Raw genomic sequence first — 19,093 nt, 5'->3', positions numbered from 1 at the left:
CCAGAGACAACTAGCCAATCTCCCTCACAAGGGGGGAGATCAGCTAATCACTCCGCAATCCCTTCCTCATATTCCGCCGACATGGTCAGCCACTTGTCTTCGTTCTGGGCCAGGGTCTGCGCCAGCTGCGAGCGCTCCTTGGCGAGCCGCGTCGCGGTCGAGGGGTCTTTCTCGTAGACTGCCGGATTGGCGAGCTCATCCTCGATCAGGTCGATGCGCTTGCGGATGCGGTCCATCAGCGCCTCGGTAGCGCGGATTTCCTTGGCCAAAGGCTCGAGCGCGGCGCGGCGCTGGGCGGCTTCGCGGCGTCGGTCGGCCTTGGAGGCCTTGTCCGCTTCCTTCTGCTCGCGGCGGTTAGAGGAGACGCCGGTGACCAGCGTCTTATAGTCCTCGAGGTCGCCGTCATAGGGATTGACCGCGCCGTCCTTGACCAGCCAGAGCCGGTCGGCCGTCGCCTCCAGAAGATGCCGGTCATGCGAGATCAGGATGACCGCGCCCGGGAAATCGTTCAGCGCATGGATCAGAGATTCACGGCTGTCGATGTCGAGGTGGTTGGTCGGCTCGTCGAGGATGAAGAGGTTCGGGCCCTCGAAGGCGGACAGGCCCATCAGCAGGCGCGCCTTCTCGCCGCCAGACAAGTCCTTGGCGGCGGTGTTCATCTTCTCGGTCGACAGGCCGAACTGCGCGACGCGGGCGCGCACCTTGGCTTCCGGCGCGTCCGGCATCAGCCGGCGCACATGTTTGTAGGCGCTTTCCTCGGGGCGCAGATCGTCGAGCTGGTGCTGGGCGAAGATCGCCACCTTCAGACCCGGCGCGATCGTCATCGAACCCGTCTCAGGCTTCAGCCGGCCGGCCAGCAATTTGGCGAAGGTCGACTTGCCATTGCCGTTGGCGCCGAGCAGCGCGATGCGATCGTCGGCATCGATGCGCAACGTCATCTTCTTCAGGACCGGATTGCCCTCGGTGTAGCCGACATTGACGCCGTTCAGCGCCACGATCGGCGAGGCGACCGTCTTCACCGGCTCGGGGAAAGAGAACGGACGCACCGTGTCGTTCACGACAGCCGCGATCGGCTTCAGCTTCTCCAGTGCTTTCAGGCGCGACTGCGCCTGCCTTGCCTTGGACGCCTTGGCGCGGAAACGCTCGACGAAGGACTCCATGTGCTTGCGCTGCGCTTCCTGCTTGGCGCGGCTCTTTTCCTGCAGCTCACGCTGCTCGGTGAGCTGGCGCTCGAACTGATCGTAGCCGCCGCGCCAGAAAGTGAGCTTTTTCTGGTCGAGGTGGACGATCGAGTTGACGGCGCGATTGAGCAGGTCGCGGTCATGCGAGATCAGCAAGACCGTGTGCGGATATTTGGAAACATAATTCTCCAGCCAGAGCGTGCCTTCGAGGTCGAGATAGTTGGTCGGCTCGTCGAGCAGCAAAAGGTCAGGCTCGGAGAAGAGCACGGCGGCCAAAGCAACGCGCATGCGCCAGCCGCCGGAGAAGGACGAAGCCGGACGCTTCTGCGCGGCATCGTCGAAGCCAAGGCCGGCAAGGATCGTGGCGGCGCGGGATTCGGCCGAATGCGCGTCAATGTCGGCCAGCCGCGTATGGATTTCGGCGATGCGGTGCGGGTCGGTCGCGGTCTTCTCCTCTTCGAGCAAAGCCTGGCGCTCGACATCGGCTTTCAGCACGATCTCGATCAGCGGCTCCTCGGTGCCTGGCGCTTCCTGCGCCACCTGGCCGATGCGCGTGTTCTTCGGTAGGCTGATCGAGCCGGTTTCCGAAGGGAAGTCGCCGGTGATCGCCTTGAACAGCGTGGTCTTGCCGGTGCCGTTGCGGCCGACGAGACCGGCCTTGGTGCCGGCCGGCAGCGTCAATGAGGCATGATCGAGAAGCAGCCGCCCCGCCATGCGCAGCGTAAGGTCGTTGATGATAAGCATAAGCGGGCTTTTGCACGGGACATCGGCGCTTCGCAAGAGCCAGCGCCTGGAGGGACCCGACATGTGCGACCGCGTACCATCCGGTAAAAGCCCGGCGGACTGGAACCAGTTGCCGGCCAAAGCGTTGGGAGGCCCGTGATCCGCTATCTCGCCCTCGCCTTCATCTTCTTTCAGGTCGCCACGACAACCGCGCTGGCGACGCAGGTGGTTCTGTTCGAGGATCAGACCACTCAAATTTTAGTCCCAACCGGGCCTGCGAGCGGACCGCAGGCCCAACCGGCCTCTCCCCAAGCGGGAAAGATTGCGAACAGGCCAGAGACGCGGGCGCCGGAACACCTGGTGATCCAGATCGATTCCGGAATGACATCTTAGGCTTCACCCATGATTGACTAAGAGGTTGGCGAGACAGCGCTCCTCTGCCCTGCCGGCCCATCTCCCCACACAGGGAGATTGTTCGCCCCTCCGCATTCGCCAATCACCGGTCACACTTTGCTTGCCACGTCGCAGGTTTGGCGTTGATCGCCGCTGTCGTCTCAACCTATGCTGGCGCGAGCGGTGGGTGGAATCCAACGGAAGGCAGATCAGATGTCGGGCAAGACCACGCTCCTTTCGGCCTCGCTGGCGGTCGCGATTTTCGCAGTCGTCGCCGGGCTGGCTATGCTTCTCACTACCCCCGCGGCCCATGCGGCAGCCATCGACTGCGCGGCAGCGAAGACACAGGCCGATCTTGCTAGCTGCACGGCCGCGAATGCCGCTTCGGCGGACGCGGGGCTCAACGCGGTCTACAAGGCGCTGGCGGGACATCTCGCTCCCGCCGACCTGAAGCGCCTGCGCGACGCGCAGCGCGCCTGGATCCCGTTCCGCGACAAGGAATGCGCCTTCCGCACCCAGCCCTATGCTGACGGCTCGGTCTATGCGACCCTGGTCGAGACCTGTAAGGCGGAATTGACCAAGGTGCGGCTGGCGCAGTTGCAGCGCCAATTGCAATGCCCGGAAGGCGACCTCTCCTGTGTGCCGCAAAGCGGCGGCAATGCCGCGCCCACGAAGAACGCGCCTGCGGCGCCCAAGGCCGCGTCTGCGAAGGCTGGCGCCGCGCCTGCGAAACCCGCCCCTGCCCAGGCTAGCCAGAAAGACACGAGGCCGTGCGTGCAATCCGCCGGCAAGGCAAAGTCGGACCAGTATGTCTCGCAGTGCATCCAGGTGTCGCCGGCGACCAATCCGCCCTGCAACGGGCAGAATGCCTGCAGCATGATGATCGACGAGATCAAGCGCGGCTGCGCCATGATCGGCAATGACAATCCGCCGGCTTTCTGTTCCGCCTATAAAGACTGACCAGCGCTGCCTGCCGGCCGCAGCGATCATATTCCCCGGCGGAAGATCAACCTGGCGCGGCAAGACAACCGCAAGTTCGGCGTCGGCTGAATATTGCGGGACGAGCGACGATGCCACCAAAGAAGGGCAGAAAAATCTTGCGAGCCATGCATGATGTTTATGAAAAAATTGATTTCAGTTTTATCATAAACCTGCAAACCTATAGACGCGCCGTGAGTCGGAAGTAGGCGCCAACGATAACTTGGTCCCGTAACTTGGTCCCGTAACTTGGCCCAAATAACTTGGCCGTGTCAGGAGCTCACGATGGATGGAGCGCCCAGCGATTTACGAACGTTGAGATATGTCGCGGAGATCACGCGCAAGCTGGCAAAAATGCTCTCGCGCACGCGCTATCAGATGCTTGTCTATCTTCTTGAGATGACAGCGGTGGAGGCGGAGAGCCTTGCCGGCGAGCAGGATTCCAAACGCAGCCGGCCGGCCAAGCCATCTCAGGGCAGCCGCTAGCGCAATTGCGGGAAAAGCGCGAGCGGTCAGGCTCGGCGACTTCGCCGTAGCCTTCCGTCCGGAATTGCGTAAAAACAAAGAGATAGGGCGTTTCGCCGTCTCGGTGAAACGGTGAAACGCTTGGCTGGAGTGTTTCACGGAAAGTGTGAAACGCTCCAGCCGTCTCACATTTTCCTTGGAGTTGCTTAAAGCGCGTCGCGATCTTTCAGATTCGCTCCATGCGCTTTAGGTTTTGATTTACGCATGTCTTTATCCCGAAACCGGTTCCCGCTTTCGGGATAAATGCTTTAACAGCCCGCGCGTGGCTGACCGTTTGCCGCCAGGCGGTCCAGAACGGCCAGGCAGTTCAGCCTGCGCGCCTCGATGACCGACGGATCGTCGCATTCGACGATCGCGCGCTCGAACCGGTCGAGCGCATCGAGCGCGACGAGCAGGTCGCCGGACGTTTCGCCCAACGAGAACAGGATGCGCCGCGCCCTGACGCCGTCGGCCGCATTTACCGAGGACTGAACGGCCACCCCGCGGCGCAAATCGCCGAGGGCAGCCTGGCGGTCGCGCCATGGCGTTGGCGCGACGTCGCCCGTTGCGGGCACCATGCCTCAGGCCTTGGCCTTGCGCCTGCCCTTGGCTGCATCGCCGCCGGCCGGCTTGCGGCCCAGGCCGGACGATTTGGCCAACGCCGAGCGGGTCGCCGAGTAGCTCGGTGCCACCATCGGGTAGTCGGCGGGCAGGCCCCATTTCGCGCGGTATTCGTCCGGCGTCAGGCCGTGATCTGTCGCAAGGTGGCGCTTCAACGACTTGAACTTCTTTCCGTCCTCGAGGCACACGATGTAGTCTGGGAAAACCGAGCGCTTCGGATTGACGGCGGGCGTCAGCGCCACCGCCTCCTTGACAACGCTGCTGCTGGCGAGCTTGCGCACCGAGGCGCTGACGCTGGCGATCAGGTCAGGCAGGCCGGAGGCAGGGAGCGGATTGTTGCCGACATAGGCCGAGACAATGTCGGCGGTCAGTTCGATTGCAGTCTTGTCGTCGATGTTGGACAATTTTTTCACCTTCTGCTGGCCCTTAAATCGCCAGCTCTTTTTTAAGACTTTCGTCGGTGTATCGAATTGGACAGGTCCCCCAACGGACCGTCCAGAGTCAGTAAAGCCACGAGACTCAATACCGCGCAATGTTTCTACACGGACTGGAAACGCGCAAGTTAGGAATTCTAATAGCTATAGACAGCGTTTTATAGCACCGGCTACCCGCCTGGATGCGTAAAAGGGGCTATAGCACTTCAACTTACGGTAGGAGTTGCTGAAAAATCCAAGTTCACGCCAAGTTCCGGCACGGCACGACAATTCGCCGGCCGGACAATCGATCATGCGCGATTCGGCGTTCGCGTGGCAAATCGCTCATTTGCCGGCGACACCGCGCCTGAGTTCCGCGGGCGGTTTGTCCGCGAGGATCTCCAGCACGCGCTTCCAGCGCGCGCAGCGGCCGAAATCCTTCTGTTCGATGGCCTTCTCCGCCTTCATGGCCGCGTAGAGCGGCGCCTCCGCGCCAAACTCCCTGACCAGCCAGTGCGCCTCCTGCCTGGCGCGGCGTTCGTCCTCGTCAACGGCTATTTTGGACATTGTGCCTGATCTCCGTACCTTCGATGCCGACCGCGAGGCAGCTGCCAATGACGAGGACGGCGCCGGCAATCGCCGTCATCGACAGGCTTTCGCCCGACAAGGTCAGCAGAAACGTGGAAGCGATCGGCGTCAGATAGGCGACGACCGCTATCCTGCCGCCGTGGTCGAGCTTTGCCGCGCGCGACCAGAAATAGTAGCCGAGCCCCATCGGACCGGCGCCGAGATAAAGGCCGAGCAGAAGGTGCGCGCCGCTCGGGCGCACGAGACCATCGTGCAGACACCAGGCGAAGGTGAGCGCGACGCCGATCAGCGCCGAGGGCAGAAGCAGACGCTCCGGCGACACGGCAAGGCGGCCGACAGCGAGCGAGTAAAAGGCCATGCAGAGCGCCGAGCCGAAGGCTGCGAGATAGCCGACGAAGCTGCCGCCTTCGAACCAGGTCTCCGCGCGGCCACCGGAAATCACCAGCGCCACGCCGACAAAGCCAAGCGCGGCCACCAGCCCGAGCAGCAGCGGACGGCGCGGTCGGCCAAGCAGGATGACCGCCGCGGCCATCATCAGCGGCCAAGTATAGGCGACGAGATTTGCCTCGATAACCGGCATCGAGGCGAAGCCGATATATTGCAGCACCATCGTGCCGACCAGGCCCAGGAAGCCGACGAGGTAAGCGAGCGCGGACGTCCCCTTCTCCCCTTGTGGGAGAAGGTGGCCTGGCGTAGCGAAGTCGGATGAGGGGTGTTCCAGGGAATGCCAATGTCTCACTCCGCTGGAACACCCCTCATCCGTCTCGGCGCTGCGCGCCGATCCACCTTCCCCCACAAGGGGGGAAGGAAAGAGCCGGATCAGCGCGAAGACCAAAGCCGCGCCGCAAAATTGCAGGAACTGCACTTGCGATACCGGATAGAGGGCAAGCAGCGTCTTGCCGACCAGGGCATTGGTCGCCCACAGCGCCACGGCGCCGAGGGCGAAGGCCAGCGCCGTCCCCAGTGCGGCGCTGGAACGGTTTTGACAATCCGGCACGAGGCTCAGCGACGCTGAAGGCGGCTGTCGCTCGAGCGGATCGTTGGTCATTACCACGACTCCCTCGCCCCGCCGGAAACAGGCTCGGCAGCGGCCTTCGGCACGGGATGCTCCTCGGCATGACGGCGATAGGCGGGCAGCTGGTTGGTCCAGACATCCTCAGCCAGCTCGTTCACCCAGGCACGGTCATGGTCATTGTCGGCGGCGAGATAGAACATGCGGTTGTCGTCGACATAGGGTTTGGTCGCCGAGCGCTGGTTGAGCACCAGCGTGACGCGCTCGCCGAGCTGGATCGGCGCCGTGCGGTGGAGCACGCCGAGGAACTGGCCGAGCGTGGCGTAGTTCATCTTGTGGTCGATGCGCATGATCTTGTTGCGCGGCAGGTCGCGGCCGGACTCCAGGATCGAGCGGCCGGTCTCGGAATCATCGCAATAGATCTCGAGATGACCGCCGATGAGCGGATCGCTGATCGACAGCGGAATGAGCTCCGTCACCGGAACGCCATCGCAATGCCATTCGACCGCGCCATCCTTGGGATTCATGAAGGTGACGGTCGAGCCGACGATCGACAGCGGATAGGGCTCGAGCTTGGTGCCCATCATGTCGGACAGCTTTTCCAGCCGCAGCTTGTCGTGCAAAAGTTCCTTGATCTCCGGAATATAGCGGTCGGCGCCGGTGATGAAGGTGAGGTCGAGATGCTTGTGCACGGCATGGCTGGCCTTCAGTTTCAGGGCAGCTTCCTCGATGGCGGCAAGCAGAGCCGGGTCGTAACCATGACGATACTGGGCGACGCCGAAGCCCGACACTTTCCAGGCCGTCTCATGACCAATGATCGCCTCGCGGCTCATTGCACAGCGCAGTTCGGGAATTGTATGGGCGTTCATTCTACTTTCTCCAAGGTGGGGGCAACACTTGGTTAACAGTCATTTAAGCGCCCACCCCTGTAAATTTAGGAATGCTGGTGGTAGCGTAAGCCCAGCTTAAGGTCGAAACCCCGTGCGTCTGCTCAGTCAGGTCAACCTCAACTCGCTGAAAATCGTGGAGAGCGCCGCGAGGCACAAGAATTTCACACGCGCCGGCGAGGAGCAGTTCATCACGGCGTCCGCCGTCAGCCAGCGCGTGAAAAGCTTGGAGGATCAGTTGCGCTTCAAGATCTTCGAGCGCGGCGGCAACGCTGTATCGCTGACGCCGGAGGGCGAGACCTATGTGGCGCGTGTGCGCGAGGCCCTGGAGCGTATCGTGGCGGCAAGCATGGAAGCCACCGGCCAATCGCAGGCGCATGTGCTGCGGATCTGCGTTCTGCCGACCTTCGCGGCGCGCTGGCTGTTTCCGCGGCTTTCGGCCTTCCAGCATCAATATCCCGACATCGAGATGCGGGTTTCGACCTCTTACGCCACGCATGAATTCTCGACCTCGGAATATGATCTCGAAATCCGCTATGGAGACGGCAATTTTCCCGGCCTCACCTCGGAGCTGCTGTTCAAGGAAGATCTGACGCCGGTCTGCAGCCGCAAGCTCTTCCATGAGGTGCTGGGCGACAAGCCGCTGTCGAAGGTGACGCCGGAGGACCTGCGCTATTTCACACTGCTGCACTCCGACACGTGCACGCAGAACTGGCAGTCATGGCTGGGCTTTGCCGGCGCGAGCTTCGTGCTGGGCGAAACCAGGAGCGTCTATTTCGATTCCTGCATGATGTCCTACGAAGCGGCCAATGCGGGGATGGGCTTTGCCGTCGCCAACCGCGCCTATATGGCAAGCGACATCCGCGCCGAACGGCTGGTTGCGCCCTTCGCGGTCCACCATCCCAACACGGCCGGATGGTATTTCGTCAGCCCCATCAAGGCGCTCGGCGCACGCAAAGTGGAGCTGTTCAAGCATTGGATCATGGCCGAGGCGGCGCTAACGCAGCGCCAGTTGGACATGGAGGTCGCCAACGTGCCGGTGAGGCGCTCGGCGATGGCGTGAAGATCACTCTTGCACAATGCTCGCTTGAACGAACGCGGGACCGGGGGCGCTGCGACGGTGCCTTCCTGAATTCGGGTTTTCCGTTTCCCCTGAGGCTTAATAGCCGGCTACCGCGATCACGCCATGACGCAAAGCGGAGACTCAGCTATGTTGGATCGTGCGGCGGGCCTGATTTTCCCGCTTGGCCGGCGCTACCGAGCTTCCTCCCAAGCAGCGCCGGCCTTCTTCGTTTCGGCCGGCGATAACTTGACGTTTAAGGCCGACGATAACTCGACCCGCCCCCTGCCCTATTGCTTCGGCGCCGTACCCTGCTGGTCTCCGCCGGTGGTCGATTTCGGCACCGGGTTCTTGTCGACCTGAGGGTTCTGGTTGACTTCATCGCCCGGCGCCTTGGTGGGCTGCACGCTGTTGTCGCAGGCGGCGAGCACGAGCCCTGCCGCGAGAGCCAGCAGCACAGGAAGTTTCTTCATGACGACCTCCTCTCGTTCGCCCCTTTCATGAAGGGCAAACGAGGCGGTGGCGGTTTGGTTGCGTGGCGCGGGGAACCAACCGGCCCGCGTCCGGTTGAAATCCCGAGCCAATCGAACGCAACGAGGAAGTGATCATGGTCCGTCTGCTGCTTGTCGGCCTTTTTGCCTACACCGCCTATCGCGTCGCCGTGAGGATCATCGACGAGGTGCCCGGAAACGTCACGCCGCTGGATATGCCGGGCGATGAAAGGCGCAGGCTGCGGCGGCAGTCGGCGGCGATGGGGGTGGAACCGAAGCGGTAGCGGTTTTTTCCGCCTCGGCGGAGGAAAGGCGGCCGGGCGAAGCCGAAGACGGATTGGGGAATACGCTCTTTCGGCTGGGAATATCCCTTCCAGTGAACGCATTTCTTGAATGCGGGCGCAGCCCCCTCTCCGGCCACCTCTCCCGCTTGCGGAGCGAGGAAATTATTGCGAACAAAGCGGAAACGATGCTTGATGGGCGATGAACATCGCCGCCCGTGATTCGTCCTTCGAGACACCCGCCTATCTTGCCCGGCTGAACGACGAGCAGCGGCTGGCGGTGGTGCATGGTGACGGCAAGGTGGCGACGCCGCTGCTGGTGATCGCGGGCGCGGGCTCCGGCAAGACAAACACGCTGGCGCATCGCGTCGCGCATCTCATCGTCAAGGGCGCCGATCCGCGCCGCATCCTGCTGATGACCTTCTCGCGCCGCGCCGCGGCCGAGATGGCCAAGCGGGTGGAGCGCATCGCCGGCGAGGTGCTGGGGCGCGACGCGGCGATCATCGCCGACGCGCTGGCCTGGGCCGGCACGTTTCACGGCATCGGCGCAAGGCTTTTGCGCGATTATGCCGAGCAGATCGGGCTCGATCCCGCCTTCACCATCCACGATCGCGAGGATTCGGCCGACCTGATGAACCTTGCCCGGCACGAGCTGGGTTTCTCCAAGACCGAAGGCCGCTTTCCGACCAAAGGCACCTGCCTGCAGATCTATTCGCGGGCCGTGAACGCGCAGTCCCCTCTCGGCGAAGTGTTGGGCTCCGCCTTCCCCTGGTGCGCGGCATGGGCGGACCAGTTGAAGGAACTCTTTGCGGCCTACGTCGAGGCCAAGCAGGCGCAGAACGTGCTCGATTACGACGATCTCCTGCTCTACTGGGCGCAGATGGCGGCCGAGCCGGAGATCGCCGCGCATCTTGGTTCCCGCTTCGACCATGTGCTGGTCGACGAATACCAGGACACCAACCGGCTGCAGGCCTCGATCCTGCTCGCGCTGAAGCCCGACGGCGCCGGGCTCACCGTGGTGGGCGACGACGCGCAGTCGATCTATTCCTTCCGCGCGGCGGAAGTGCGCAACATCCTCGATTTCCCCAAGCAGTTCGTGCAAGGCGCCGAGATCGTCATGCTGGAGCGCAATTACCGCTCGACCGAGACGATCCTGGCCGCCGCCAACAGGGTGATCGGCGAGGCCAGCGAGCGCTTCACCAAGAACCTCTGGACCGAGCGCCGGTCCTCGCACAAGCCGCAGTTGGTCAGCGTGCGCGACGAGGCCGAGCAGGCCAATTATGTCTGCCAAGCGATCCTGGCCGAACGCGAGGCCGGCACGGCGCTGAAGGCACAGGCGGTGCTGTTTCGGACCTCGAGCCACAGCGGACCGCTGGAGGTGGAACTGACGCGCCGCAACATCCCCTTCGTCAAGTTCGGCGGCTTGAAATTCCTCGACGCCGCGCATGTGAAGGACATGCTGGCAATGCTGCGTTTCGCCGAGAACCCGCGCGACCGCGTCGCCGGTTTCCGCGTGCTGCAGCTCATGCCGGGGATCGGCCCGTCCGCCGCCTCGCAGATCGTAGATGCCATGGCGACATCGCTGGACGAGACGCTGGGCCTTGCCCGGTTCCGGCCGCCGCAGCGCGCCGCGCAGGACTGGCCGGTGTTCCTCGACATCTATAGCGGGCTGCGCGCCGGCGCCAAATGGCCGGCGGATCTGGAACGGATCAGGCTCTGGTACGAGCCGCATATGGAGCGCATCCATGAGGACGCGATCACGCGACGCGCCGATCTCATCCAGCTCGAACAGATCGCATCGACCTATCCGTCGCGCGAGCGCTTCCTGACCGAGCTCACCCTCGATCCGCCCGACGCCACAAGCGACCAGGCCGGGCCGCCGCATCGCGACGAGGATTACCTCATCCTGTCGACCATCCACTCGGCCAAGGGCCAGGAATGGAAGAACGTCTTCGTGCTCAACACGGTCGACGGCTGCATCCCGGCCGATCTCGGCGTCGGCACCAAGGAGGACATCGAGGAGGAGCGGCGCCTGCTCTATGTCGCGATGACCAGGGCCAAGGACAGCCTGCATCTGGTGGTGCCGCAGCGTTTTTATCCGCACAATCAGGCGGCACGCGGCGACCGCCACGTTTATGCTTCGCGGACCCGCTTCATCCCGGCCTCGATGCTTTCGGCCTTCGAGCAATCATCCTGGGCAAGTGCCGCGCTCAAGGACGACCCGCGCCAGCGGCCGGGCGTCAAGGTCGATCTCGGCGCCCGCATGCGCGGCATGTGGAAATAGGCCGCCTGTCCCTCTCCTGCCGATTCAAGACGGATCAAGTCCGAGAAGGAAAAATCGGCATGCGCGGAACCTCCCGCCGCAAGCCACGTTGTGTGGCTTCCTTCCCCCAGACCGGAGGCCCGCCGCCTCCACAGCCAACAGACGAGGTCCCGAATGCACGACAGGACGTTCTTCACCCCGGTCGCCCTCAGCGTCGGCGCCGGCCATAAGCGCATGATAGCCTCGCTGTTCGACATGCACGACTTCCTGACCGAGTTCCCGCCGTCGCGCCGGCGCCTCAGCTACGGCGCCGCGGTGAAGGCCTGCGAAGACGCGCGGAGCGGAGAAATCTCGACCGAGGCCGCGCGCGATGCGCTGATCACCTTCGCGGTGACAGCCGGCGTGCTCTGGCCTTCGGAGCAGCCGATCGCCTCGGTCAAGCCGGTGGCGCGCGGCCATGGCGGCTTCGCCGCCTGACGACAGGTCATTCCGGCTTGGCGGCCGACGGCGAAGCTTCGGCGATCGGCGCGGCTGGCTCGGCCGTGGTCACGAAGGGATAGACGAGTTGCTGGTGATAGAGCTGCGGCACCGGCTCGTCGACACCGTATTTCTCCGGCATATGTTGCGGCATGAATAGGGTGCCGCCGATCAGGTCGATGATGGGCAACTGGGCGGCGAAGTTCTTGTCATAGGCCTGACGTTCATTGGCATGATGCCAGTGATGAAACTGCGGCGAGGCTATCAGCCATCTCAGCGGCCCGAACTTTATGCGGGTGTTGGAATGGATGAACACCGACTGCCAATGATAGATCAGCACATAGATGAGAACCGCCTCGCCTGAAAAACCCAGCGCGAAGAGCGGCAGGAACGAAGCCGATTTGGTCAGGATCTGGTCCACCGGGTGCACGCGGTGGGCGGCCAGCCAGTCCATCTCCTCGATCGAATGATGAATGGCGTGAAAGCGCCACAGGAACGGCACCGCGTGAAAGGCGCGATGGGCAAGATAGAAGCCTATGTCGGCGACGAGCAGGGCCTCGATCACCTGCAGCCATAAAGGCTGTGACTGGACGGCGGCGGGAAGCGCGCCGGGAACGGCATGCCGGAGCACCAGCATCGCGGCGCCGATCACCAAGAGCATGCCGAACTTGATGACGATGCCGTTGAAGAGCAGATAGAAGACGTCGTTCAGCCAATGCCGGCGCGTCACCGATTGCCCGGCATGCAGCGGCAGGAGCTGCTCGAGCGGGATGAAGATGAGGGCGATGACCAGCACCGCCTTGTAGTCGATGAGATCGAACACGGTCGCTCGCGGATCGGCTGAAGCCAGCGTCCCACACTAGCCGCCAAAGGATGAACGGACCGTTGCTGCCGCCCAGCGCGGCGCTGCGAGATCCCGTGAAACTTTTCGACCGCTGCGTGAAACACCGCACGGACCGTTCGCATTCACCATGTCAGTTGCGGGCGCGCTTCAAGTCTTTGTTTTGATGCATGTCGTGTCCCGGAACCGCTGCACACTTCCGGGCGACATGCATTAGGAGGGCGGATGTTTCTCGATCGCGATCGTTTCAAGCCGGCGGCAGAAATGCGGCTCAGCCGGGACAGGTCGTCGATCCGGGTGACGATCACCGACCCCGAGGCGTGCGAGCTCGGCGAAGCCGTCTATGCCTGGATCACCGCCGGGGGCAAGCCGGTCAGGATCGGCACTTGCGGCGCCTCGGCGGGCAAACGCCTGCTTACCTATCCTGGCTATATCAACCGCAGCCTCACGGGTCGAGGCGGCACGACGCCCAAATGGGAAGCGCTGAAATGGCTGAACCTACTCGCCGAACACGGCATGCTGACGGCAGTGGTGCATCAGCCGGAACCGACCCCGACCGCGGCGGGCCTGGTCAGGCCCTATCTCGATATCGAGCGCCAGTTGATCCGCCAGCACAGGCCGTTGCTCAACCGCAGCCGCCGTTGAGAGCGGTTCAGCCCAAGCTCGCGCCGCCAAGAGCCGTTCAGTGGACCGTGCCGGCGACTTCGCCCGACGGCACACCGCGCGGGCTCTCGAAGCTCACCTGGTCACGACCGTTGGACTTGGCCTTGTAGAGATGCCTGTCGGCGACCTGGAACATGTCGTGATAGGTGGTTGGACCGCTGAAGGCGATGCCGCCGATGCTGACCGAGAGCGGCCATGGCTGACCGCCGGGCGCGAACTCAGCCTCGCGGATACGCAGCCGGATCGATTCCGCGACCAGGAAGGAGCGCGTCGCGTCGGCGCCCGGTAGGAAGACCGCGAATTCCTCGCCGCCGATGCGGCCGACAATGTCGGCGCCGCGCAGCTGCCCCTGGATCGTGCTGGCGATCAGCTTCAGCGCCTGGTCGCCGCAGTCATGGCCGAGACGGTCGTTGATCGATTTGAAATGGTCGGCGTCGACGATCAGCAGCGCACCGGAATCGGCGACGTTATGGCTGCGTGCCTGCTCGAGATAGGCTTCGACCAGCATCGAGAAGGCGCCGCGATTGAAGACGGCCGTCAGGCTGTCGGTCGCAGCGACGATGCTGAGCTCCTTCTGGGCGATCGCAAGCTGGCGCATCTTCCACATCAGGAAGAACAGGAAGGAGCCGCCAAGGAGAAGCGGCAGGAACAGGTCGGTAAGTTTCGCCCACAGCAGCGCCTGCGGCGACAGCGACGGGAAATTGAAGGAATCGACGAAGAAGGCTGCCGCAATGAAGAAGGCGGTGCCCGCGGCGGTGACCACCACGACCCTGCCCCAACTCGTAGGGGACAAATCGATGCGCATGGCATTGCTCCCACTGCAATTGGGCCTATTGTGCAGCGGGAGCGCAAACGAAGTCCTAATTCATTACATTCAATGCAAGTCCGGCAGGGTTCAATTTTCCAGGGAAAAATTCGTTGTTCCAAAGGGATATACAAGTTTTTCCTTTAAGTTCGATCAACAATCGGTGGTCGGAAAGCCGTGGCGATGGCCGCGCTCAAGCGTAGGCGCGGCCTTCCTCCGAGCGCTGGAACAGCATCAGGTCGAGCGGCACCGAGGGCCGGCCGAGCACGGTAAGGCACATATGCGCCTGGCCGCGATGATGGGTCTGATGGTTGAAAAGATGGCTGAGCGCCGGCGCCAGCCGTTGCGAGACGGTGCGCATGTCGGTCGTCATATAGGAAAAACGTCCGGTGAACGCCCTGTCGGTCGTGCCGCCCACCCAATCGACGATCCTCCTGTCCTCGGCCTCGCGTGCCACGCGCAAGCCCGGAAAGGCGCGATAGAGGATCGCCGCAAGATTCGAGGGCGCGTCACCCTCGCCCGTAAAGCGCTTCATCCAGACGCGGTCGGTGACGAGCAGATGGTTGAGCGTGCCAAGCATCGAGCCGAAGAAGGCGCCGACGTCGCGGCCGAGTTCCTCTTCGTCGAGATCGGCGGCGGCATCATAGATGCGCGTATTGGCCCATTGATTGTAAGCCGCAAACATCATGAAATGCTGTTTCATTCTTCCATCCGGCTCACAACGAATCCAGGCTCTTCGTAACCCGCAGGAACCGTAATGACCATTCTGTTCTATGACCTCGTCGGCCACGACACCGAACGCCCGTTCAGCCCGCACTGCTGGAAGACGAAGATGGCGCTGGCCCATAAAGGGCTCGCCGCGACCAAGATGCCGACACGCTTCCTCGAAGTGCCCAAGGTGGAAGGCGGCGTGTCGAAGACGGTGCCGGTGATCCGCGACGGCGAGCGGGTGGTGGCCGATTCCTTCGCCATCGCTCTCTATCTCGACGAAGCTTATCCGGATCGGCCGACGCTGTTTGCCGGTGAAGGCGGCAAGGCGACGGCACGCTTCATCGAGCGCTGGTCGCAGCTCACCATCCATCCTTACATTGCAACGGTGGCCCTTACCGACCTGCATGGGATGCAGGATGAGACGAACGGCCGCTATTTCCGCGAGGATCGCGAACGGCGCTACGGCAAGCGGCTGGAAGAGGTGGTGGCCGGACGCGATGCAGGGCTCGCCGGCTTCCGCGCCTCGCTGGAGCCGCTGCGCTCGATGCTCACCTACCAGCCCTTTATCGGCGGAGCCTCGCCGCTGTTTGCCGACTATATTGTCTTCGGCGCGCTGCAATGGGCGCGCATCGCCTCGCCCTTCCAGTTGCTTGACGACAGCGACAGCATCGCCAGTTGGTTCGAGCGCTGCCTCGACCTGCATGGCGGGCTCGGCCGGCAAGTCGCGGCCGCGGCGTGAACGCCGCGAGCGTCGACTGTCATGTTGCGGTATGAGATGCAGGCCGAGATCTGGGTCTACCCCGGCAAGGGCGGGTGGCATTTCATCACGTTGCCCACGGACGTCGCGGCGCGGATCAAGGCGGCGGGACTGGCGCGCCCCTGGGGCTCGCTCGGCGTCACGGCCGTGATCGGCAAGACAAGATGGAGCACGTCGCTTTTCCCCGACAAGGCATCGGAACGCCTGCTTTTGCCCGTCAAGGCCTTGGTGCGGCAGCGCGAAGGACTGAAGGCCGGCGACGTGCCGGCGGTGATCATTGAGATCGAGCTTTAGCGTCTAGTCCGGCGCGTCCCTGTTCAGCGCGCCCTTGTCCGGCGCGTTCTTGTCGACCAACCTGACGCAGATCGGGTCGCCCTGCTCCATCCGTGCACACTGCCATTCCGGGCCGAAGCCGAAATTCCGGTCGCGCAGCGGAAAGAACAGCAGCAGAAGGACGAGCACGGCAAGAACTAAGGCCATGAAGAGAATGCCGGCGACGTCGCCGCGTCTGAGGTAAGGCCAGTTCATCGCTTTCAACTCCCTGGCCCGATGCTCCAGGTCTCCAAGCGAAAAACGCATTCGCAGCCATCTAACTATCCCGCAAAGAGCCGGCCTTGACCAGAAGCCGCCTCCTCTTGGCAAGCCGCCAAGCGGCTTGTATAGAGCCCGCCACTCCAATTTCCACTCCCAGAACAAGGACGACCCTATGGCGATCGAACGCACCTTCTCCATGATCAAGCCGGATGCGACCAAGCGCAATCTGACCGGCGCCATCACCAAGATGCTGGAGGACGCGGGTCTACGCGTCGTGGCGTCGCGCCGCGTATGGATGAGCCGCCGCGAGGCCGAAGGCTTCTACGCCGTGCACAAGGACCGTCCGTTCTTCGGCGAACTGGTCGAGTTCATGTCTTCCGGCCCGACCATCGTGCAGGTGCTGGAGGGCGAGAACGCCATCGCCAAGAACCGAGAAGTGATGGGCGCCACCAACCCGGCCAACGCCGCCGAAGGCACCATCCGCAAGGTGCATGCGCTGTCGATCGGCGAGAATTCGGTGCACGGCTCGGATGCGCCGGAGACCGCCGCGCAGGAGATCCGCTACTGGTTCTCCGACACCGAGATCGTCGGCTGAGCGGCAAGCTCCAGTCAAGCAATGAAGGCGGCCTAACGGTCGCTTTTTTGTCGCACCGGGGTGGGCAAGCAGGACGCTCGCCCTAAATTGGCGTCTTCGGCGACAAGTGATAGGGGCATCAAGTGATAAGGGCTTCGCCGGCTGCGAGCGCCTGTCGCACTTCCGCCCGGAGATAGGGAGGGAAGCATGATCGACCCTCATGTTTCCACAAGCGGTGTTGCATATCCGGACGATCTCGTTCTGCTTAAGCGTATCTATGACCAGGTCTGCGAGGAGCGGGGCATCGCCCGCGGCAGCCCTGAGGCCTCCGAATTGGCCATCGAAGCCATGAGACTCTTTTCGGCCGGCATTTTCGACGAAGACACGATCGGCCGTCGCCTACGCCACCGCTGATCGCGCGGTTGGCCGGTTTCATTCCCCGTCGCCGTAGCGGATGACTTCGACTTTCTCCCTGGTGATCAGGCAGCTCTTTGTCTTGGTAAGCGCCTTGATCCCGGGGATCAGCGCATCGATCTTCTCCGGGGCGTCGACGATCTCGACGACGATCGGCAGATCCTGCGACAGGCGCAGGATCTTGGCTGTGTGCAGCACGCTGGAACGGCCGAAGCCAAGCGGACCCCTCAGCACCGTGGCGCCGGCCATGCCGGCCTCGCGCGCCTTGATGATGATCGCCTCGTGCAGCGGCTTGCCGTCGGCGGCCCTGTCGTCCTCGCCGAAGAAGATCCTGAGCAGCGCGCATTGCGCGGGAAGTTCCATGTTCTCCTCCCTTGTTACCCATCGACCGGCAGACGGTTGAGCCTGGACGCCATGAGATAGCCCAGCCATGCGGCGGCCAGCGACAGCCCGACCACACTGATGAGATAGGTCGCGGCCAGCGGCCAGTCGCCCTCGAACAGCAGGAGGAAGATATCGAGGCTCATCGCCGAAAACGTGGTGAGGCCGCCGCAGAAGCCGGCCATGATAAAATTGCGGCTGGCGGGACCAATCATCAGGCGGCCGTCCGGCCCGGTCAGCGTGGCGAAGGCCATTATGACCCAGGAGCCGACGACATTGACGAAAGCGGTCGACCAAAGCGCGTTCAGGCCGAGCAGCGAGACGATGACATAGCCCGACAGGAAGCGGGTCAGAGAGCCGATCGCCGCGCCGCAACCGACCGCCAGATAAAGCCGCGTAGCCATCTGCCTGTCGGTCATCGCTCAGCCCCCCACACCGGTGGTTGAACCAACCACCCAGGTGGTTGAACCAACCACCCAGACGACCGCCCAAAAGCCGAGGGCGACGAACAGCACGCACAGCGCCGCCGAAGCGACGACGTTGAAGACGGCGAGCCGCCCCTCGCCGTCGAGCGCCAGGTTCAGCGTCTGCAGGCAGAAGGACGATACCGTGGTGTAGCCGCCGAACAGGCCAACGACGATCAGATCGCGCACGAGATCGCTGGCGAAGATGCCGCCGACCGAGCGCGCCGCGCCGGCAAAGGCGCCGATGGCCAGCGCGCCTGAGACGTTGACCGCCAGCGTGCCCCAGGGAAAGGTCTCGCCGACGCCACGGCCTACCACGCCAGACAGGAAAAAGCGGGAAATGCCGCCGAGGAAACCGCCGATCAAGACCAGGGCGCAAGCCGCAAGGGTCATCGCTTCAATGCCTTTCCAACGCGATTCCGCACCGGAATCACTTCACGAAATCAGGCATGATACGAGCGGGAAAACGAATCCTGCCGCGCAACAGCACGCCTGGCAGGAGTCATCAGCCACAAGGGCGGTTTCGGGGGAACCCCATCCCCATTTTTGAGGGAACCTAGGGGGTTGTAGCGACGCGGTCAATTGCCCTGCTCTCGGATGAGAAACAGGACAGTCGACACAGCCCCCGGAGCGGGTTCAACGCGGAAGCGGAGATCCCGCTCTAGCGGCCTTTTTCCGCAATTCCGGGACGGAAGCGCGCCCCACTTTTCCTGGAATTGCCGCCCTCCGGCGGGCACAGGAATCATTTGGCTTGACGGTCTTTCACATTCGCGTGGGCGTTCGCCGCCTCGGTGTCGGTAGACGGCGTCTTCGTCTCCTCGCCGGTGAACGGGCTGCCCTGCCCAGGTGCAAAGTCGCCGCTATGACCGGCCTTGTTGGTCTGGAAGGGCTGGCTGTCGGGGCTGAGGCCATGGTGCGTGGCATTGAACAGATGATCGTCCGCCCTGGCAAAGTCGGCGAAGGCTATCAGCGATATGCTTGTGACTGCGAGTATGAGCGTGTGCTTGTTCATATCTGGTCTCCATTGAGTGCCAGATCGATCCCGCGCATTCGGTCTGGCGGTGTGAAGGGGCGTTT

27 protein-coding genes and 1 riboswitch are annotated in these 19,093 nt (G+C 63.2%); of the genes, 12 read left to right on the top strand and 15 right to left on the bottom strand.

What is annotated here, in order from left to right:
- Positions 1–47: 47 nt before the first annotated feature.
- Complete coding sequence (locus tag P9273_RS23940) at positions 48–1,925, bottom strand: ABC-F family ATP-binding cassette domain-containing protein (RefSeq protein ID WP_278050969.1); 1,878 nt, start codon at positions 1,923–1,925, stop codon at positions 48–50.
- Positions 1,926–2,060: 135 nt separating this feature from the next.
- Here P9273_RS23940 and P9273_RS23935 point away from each other — a divergent pair, with 135 nt between their 5' ends.
- The 3 genes from P9273_RS23935 to P9273_RS23925 all read left to right on the top strand — a co-directional run bounded on the left by P9273_RS23935 (position 2,061) and on the right by P9273_RS23925 (position 3,761).
- Positions 2,061–2,297 carry a hypothetical protein gene (locus P9273_RS23935; protein ID WP_278050968.1) on the top strand — a complete coding sequence of 79 codons (237 nt, stop codon included), beginning with the start codon at positions 2,061–2,063 and terminating at the stop codon, positions 2,295–2,297.
- A gap of 213 nt (positions 2,298–2,510) precedes the next feature.
- Positions 2,511–3,257, top strand: coding sequence for a lysozyme inhibitor LprI family protein (locus tag P9273_RS23930; RefSeq protein WP_278050967.1), 747 nt, complete (start codon positions 2,511–2,513; stop codon positions 3,255–3,257).
- A 303-nt stretch (positions 3,258–3,560) separates the two neighbouring features.
- Positions 3,561–3,761, top strand: coding sequence for a hypothetical protein (locus P9273_RS23925; RefSeq protein ID WP_278050966.1), 201 nt, complete (start codon positions 3,561–3,563; stop codon positions 3,759–3,761).
- A 287-nt stretch (positions 3,762–4,048) separates the two neighbouring features.
- Here P9273_RS23925 and P9273_RS23920 read toward each other — a convergent pair whose 3' ends face one another.
- The 5 genes from P9273_RS23920 to P9273_RS23900 form a co-directional block, all read right to left on the bottom strand.
- Complete coding sequence (locus P9273_RS23920) at positions 4,049–4,357, bottom strand: hypothetical protein (protein WP_278050965.1); 309 nt, start codon at positions 4,355–4,357, stop codon at positions 4,049–4,051.
- Between the two features lie 3 nt (positions 4,358–4,360).
- Positions 4,361–4,804, bottom strand: a complete 444-nt coding sequence (locus P9273_RS23915) for a MucR family transcriptional regulator (protein ID WP_278050964.1) — start codon at positions 4,802–4,804, stop codon at positions 4,361–4,363.
- A 354-nt stretch (positions 4,805–5,158) separates the two neighbouring features.
- A complete protein-coding gene (locus tag P9273_RS23910) occupies positions 5,159–5,380 on the bottom strand; it encodes a hypothetical protein (protein ID WP_278050963.1) in 222 nt (73 codons plus the stop codon).
- Positions 5,361–6,449 carry a DMT family transporter gene (locus P9273_RS23905; protein ID WP_278050962.1) on the bottom strand — a complete coding sequence of 363 codons (1,089 nt, stop codon included), beginning with the start codon at positions 6,447–6,449 and terminating at the stop codon, positions 5,361–5,363. Before P9273_RS23905 ends, P9273_RS23910 begins: the two co-directional genes overlap by 20 nt.
- Complete coding sequence (locus P9273_RS23900) at positions 6,449–7,282, bottom strand: hypothetical protein (protein WP_278050961.1); 834 nt, start codon at positions 7,280–7,282, stop codon at positions 6,449–6,451. The genes P9273_RS23905 and P9273_RS23900 overlap by 1 nt, the downstream gene beginning before the upstream one ends.
- A 112-nt stretch (positions 7,283–7,394) precedes the next feature.
- Here P9273_RS23900 and P9273_RS23895 point away from each other — a divergent pair, with 112 nt between their 5' ends.
- A complete protein-coding gene (locus P9273_RS23895) occupies positions 7,395–8,363 on the top strand; it encodes a LysR substrate-binding domain-containing protein (RefSeq protein ID WP_041001848.1) in 969 nt (322 codons plus the stop codon).
- Positions 8,364–8,650: 287 nt separating this feature from the next.
- Here the strand turns inward: P9273_RS23895 and P9273_RS23890 are convergent, their stop codons facing one another.
- The gene (locus tag P9273_RS23890; protein WP_041001850.1) at positions 8,651–8,833 is read right to left on the bottom strand and encodes a hypothetical protein; all 183 of its coding nucleotides are present in this window, start codon (positions 8,831–8,833) and stop codon (positions 8,651–8,653) included.
- Between the two features lie 134 nt (positions 8,834–8,967).
- On the opposite strand from P9273_RS23890, the gene P9273_RS23885 reads away from it, so the two are divergent.
- The 3 genes from P9273_RS23885 (at position 8,968) to P9273_RS23875 (ending at position 11,872) form a co-directional block, all read left to right on the top strand.
- Positions 8,968–9,135, top strand: coding sequence for a hypothetical protein (locus P9273_RS23885; protein WP_278050960.1), 168 nt, complete (start codon positions 8,968–8,970; stop codon positions 9,133–9,135).
- A gap of 199 nt (positions 9,136–9,334) precedes the next feature.
- Positions 9,335–11,416 carry an ATP-dependent helicase gene (locus P9273_RS23880; RefSeq protein ID WP_278050959.1) on the top strand — a complete coding sequence of 694 codons (2,082 nt, stop codon included), beginning with the start codon at positions 9,335–9,337 and terminating at the stop codon, positions 11,414–11,416.
- Positions 11,417–11,569: 153 nt separating this feature from the next.
- The gene (locus P9273_RS23875; RefSeq protein WP_278050958.1) at positions 11,570–11,872 is read left to right on the top strand and encodes a DUF982 domain-containing protein; all 303 of its coding nucleotides are present in this window, start codon (positions 11,570–11,572) and stop codon (positions 11,870–11,872) included.
- Positions 11,873–11,879: 7 nt separating this feature from the next.
- Here P9273_RS23875 and P9273_RS23870 read toward each other — a convergent pair whose 3' ends face one another.
- Positions 11,880–12,695 (bottom strand): sterol desaturase family protein, encoded by an 816-nt coding sequence (locus tag P9273_RS23870; protein ID WP_278050957.1) that lies wholly within the window; start codon positions 12,693–12,695, stop codon positions 11,880–11,882.
- 243 nt (positions 12,696–12,938) lie between these two features.
- On the opposite strand from P9273_RS23870, the gene P9273_RS23865 reads away from it, so the two are divergent.
- Positions 12,939–13,358: a hypothetical protein gene (locus P9273_RS23865; protein WP_278050956.1), complete on the top strand. Its 420-nt coding sequence runs from the start codon at positions 12,939–12,941 to the stop codon at positions 13,356–13,358.
- A 37-nt stretch (positions 13,359–13,395) separates the two neighbouring features.
- On the opposite strand, the gene P9273_RS23860 is transcribed toward P9273_RS23865, so the two are convergent.
- Both P9273_RS23860 and P9273_RS23855 read right to left on the bottom strand, forming a co-directional pair.
- Entirely contained in the window at positions 13,396–14,181 is a 786-nt protein-coding gene (locus P9273_RS23860; protein ID WP_278050955.1) for a GGDEF domain-containing protein, read from the bottom strand.
- A gap of 193 nt (positions 14,182–14,374) precedes the next feature.
- A complete protein-coding gene (locus P9273_RS23855) occupies positions 14,375–14,884 on the bottom strand; it encodes a DinB family protein (RefSeq protein WP_278050954.1) in 510 nt (169 codons plus the stop codon).
- Between the two features lie 54 nt (positions 14,885–14,938).
- On the opposite strand from P9273_RS23855, the gene P9273_RS23850 reads away from it, so the two are divergent.
- Positions 14,939–15,631 carry a glutathione S-transferase family protein gene (locus P9273_RS23850; RefSeq protein WP_278050953.1) on the top strand — a complete coding sequence of 231 codons (693 nt, stop codon included), beginning with the start codon at positions 14,939–14,941 and terminating at the stop codon, positions 15,629–15,631.
- A 21-nt stretch (positions 15,632–15,652) separates the two neighbouring features.
- Positions 15,653–15,943: a DUF1905 domain-containing protein gene (locus tag P9273_RS23845; protein WP_278050952.1), complete on the top strand. Its 291-nt coding sequence runs from the start codon at positions 15,653–15,655 to the stop codon at positions 15,941–15,943.
- 3 nt (positions 15,944–15,946) lie between these two features.
- On the opposite strand, the gene P9273_RS23840 is transcribed toward P9273_RS23845, so the two are convergent.
- Positions 15,947–16,177, bottom strand: a complete 231-nt coding sequence (locus P9273_RS23840; RefSeq protein WP_041001864.1) for a hypothetical protein — start codon at positions 16,175–16,177, stop codon at positions 15,947–15,949.
- Between the two features lie 178 nt (positions 16,178–16,355).
- Between P9273_RS23840 and ndk the strand changes: the two genes are divergently transcribed.
- Entirely contained in the window at positions 16,356–16,778 is a 423-nt protein-coding gene (gene ndk / locus P9273_RS23835) for a nucleoside-diphosphate kinase (protein ID WP_278050951.1), read from the top strand.
- Between the two features lie 186 nt (positions 16,779–16,964).
- On the top strand, positions 16,965–17,171 hold the full coding sequence (locus tag P9273_RS23830; RefSeq protein ID WP_278050950.1) for a hypothetical protein: 207 nt from the start codon (positions 16,965–16,967) through the stop codon (positions 17,169–17,171).
- A gap of 18 nt (positions 17,172–17,189) precedes the next feature.
- Here the strand turns inward: P9273_RS23830 and P9273_RS23825 are convergent, their stop codons facing one another.
- From P9273_RS23825 to P9273_RS23810, 4 genes are all read right to left on the bottom strand, one after another.
- A complete protein-coding gene (locus P9273_RS23825) occupies positions 17,190–17,534 on the bottom strand; it encodes a DUF190 domain-containing protein (protein ID WP_278050949.1) in 345 nt (114 codons plus the stop codon).
- 14 nt (positions 17,535–17,548) lie between these two features.
- Positions 17,549–17,971: a fluoride efflux transporter CrcB gene (gene crcB, locus P9273_RS23820; protein WP_041001872.1), complete on the bottom strand. Its 423-nt coding sequence runs from the start codon at positions 17,969–17,971 to the stop codon at positions 17,549–17,551.
- Positions 17,972–17,974: 3 nt separating this feature from the next.
- Complete coding sequence (crcB, locus tag P9273_RS23815) at positions 17,975–18,409, bottom strand: fluoride efflux transporter CrcB (protein ID WP_052458904.1); 435 nt, start codon at positions 18,407–18,409, stop codon at positions 17,975–17,977.
- Between the two features lie 96 nt (positions 18,410–18,505).
- Positions 18,506–18,567, bottom strand: a riboswitch (Fluoride riboswitch).
- A 191-nt stretch (positions 18,568–18,758) separates the two neighbouring features.
- Positions 18,759–19,028 (bottom strand): hypothetical protein, encoded by a 270-nt coding sequence (locus P9273_RS23810; protein ID WP_278050948.1) that lies wholly within the window; start codon positions 19,026–19,028, stop codon positions 18,759–18,761.
- Positions 19,029–19,093 lie beyond the last annotated feature (65 nt).

Source organism: Mesorhizobium sp. WSM4935 (assembly GCF_029625735.1).
In the GTDB taxonomy this organism is placed as follows: domain Bacteria; phylum Pseudomonadota; class Alphaproteobacteria; order Rhizobiales; family Rhizobiaceae; genus Mesorhizobium.
The sequence above is the reverse complement of the archived record's forward strand: the minus strand, read 5'-3'. Positions and strand labels throughout refer to the sequence as shown.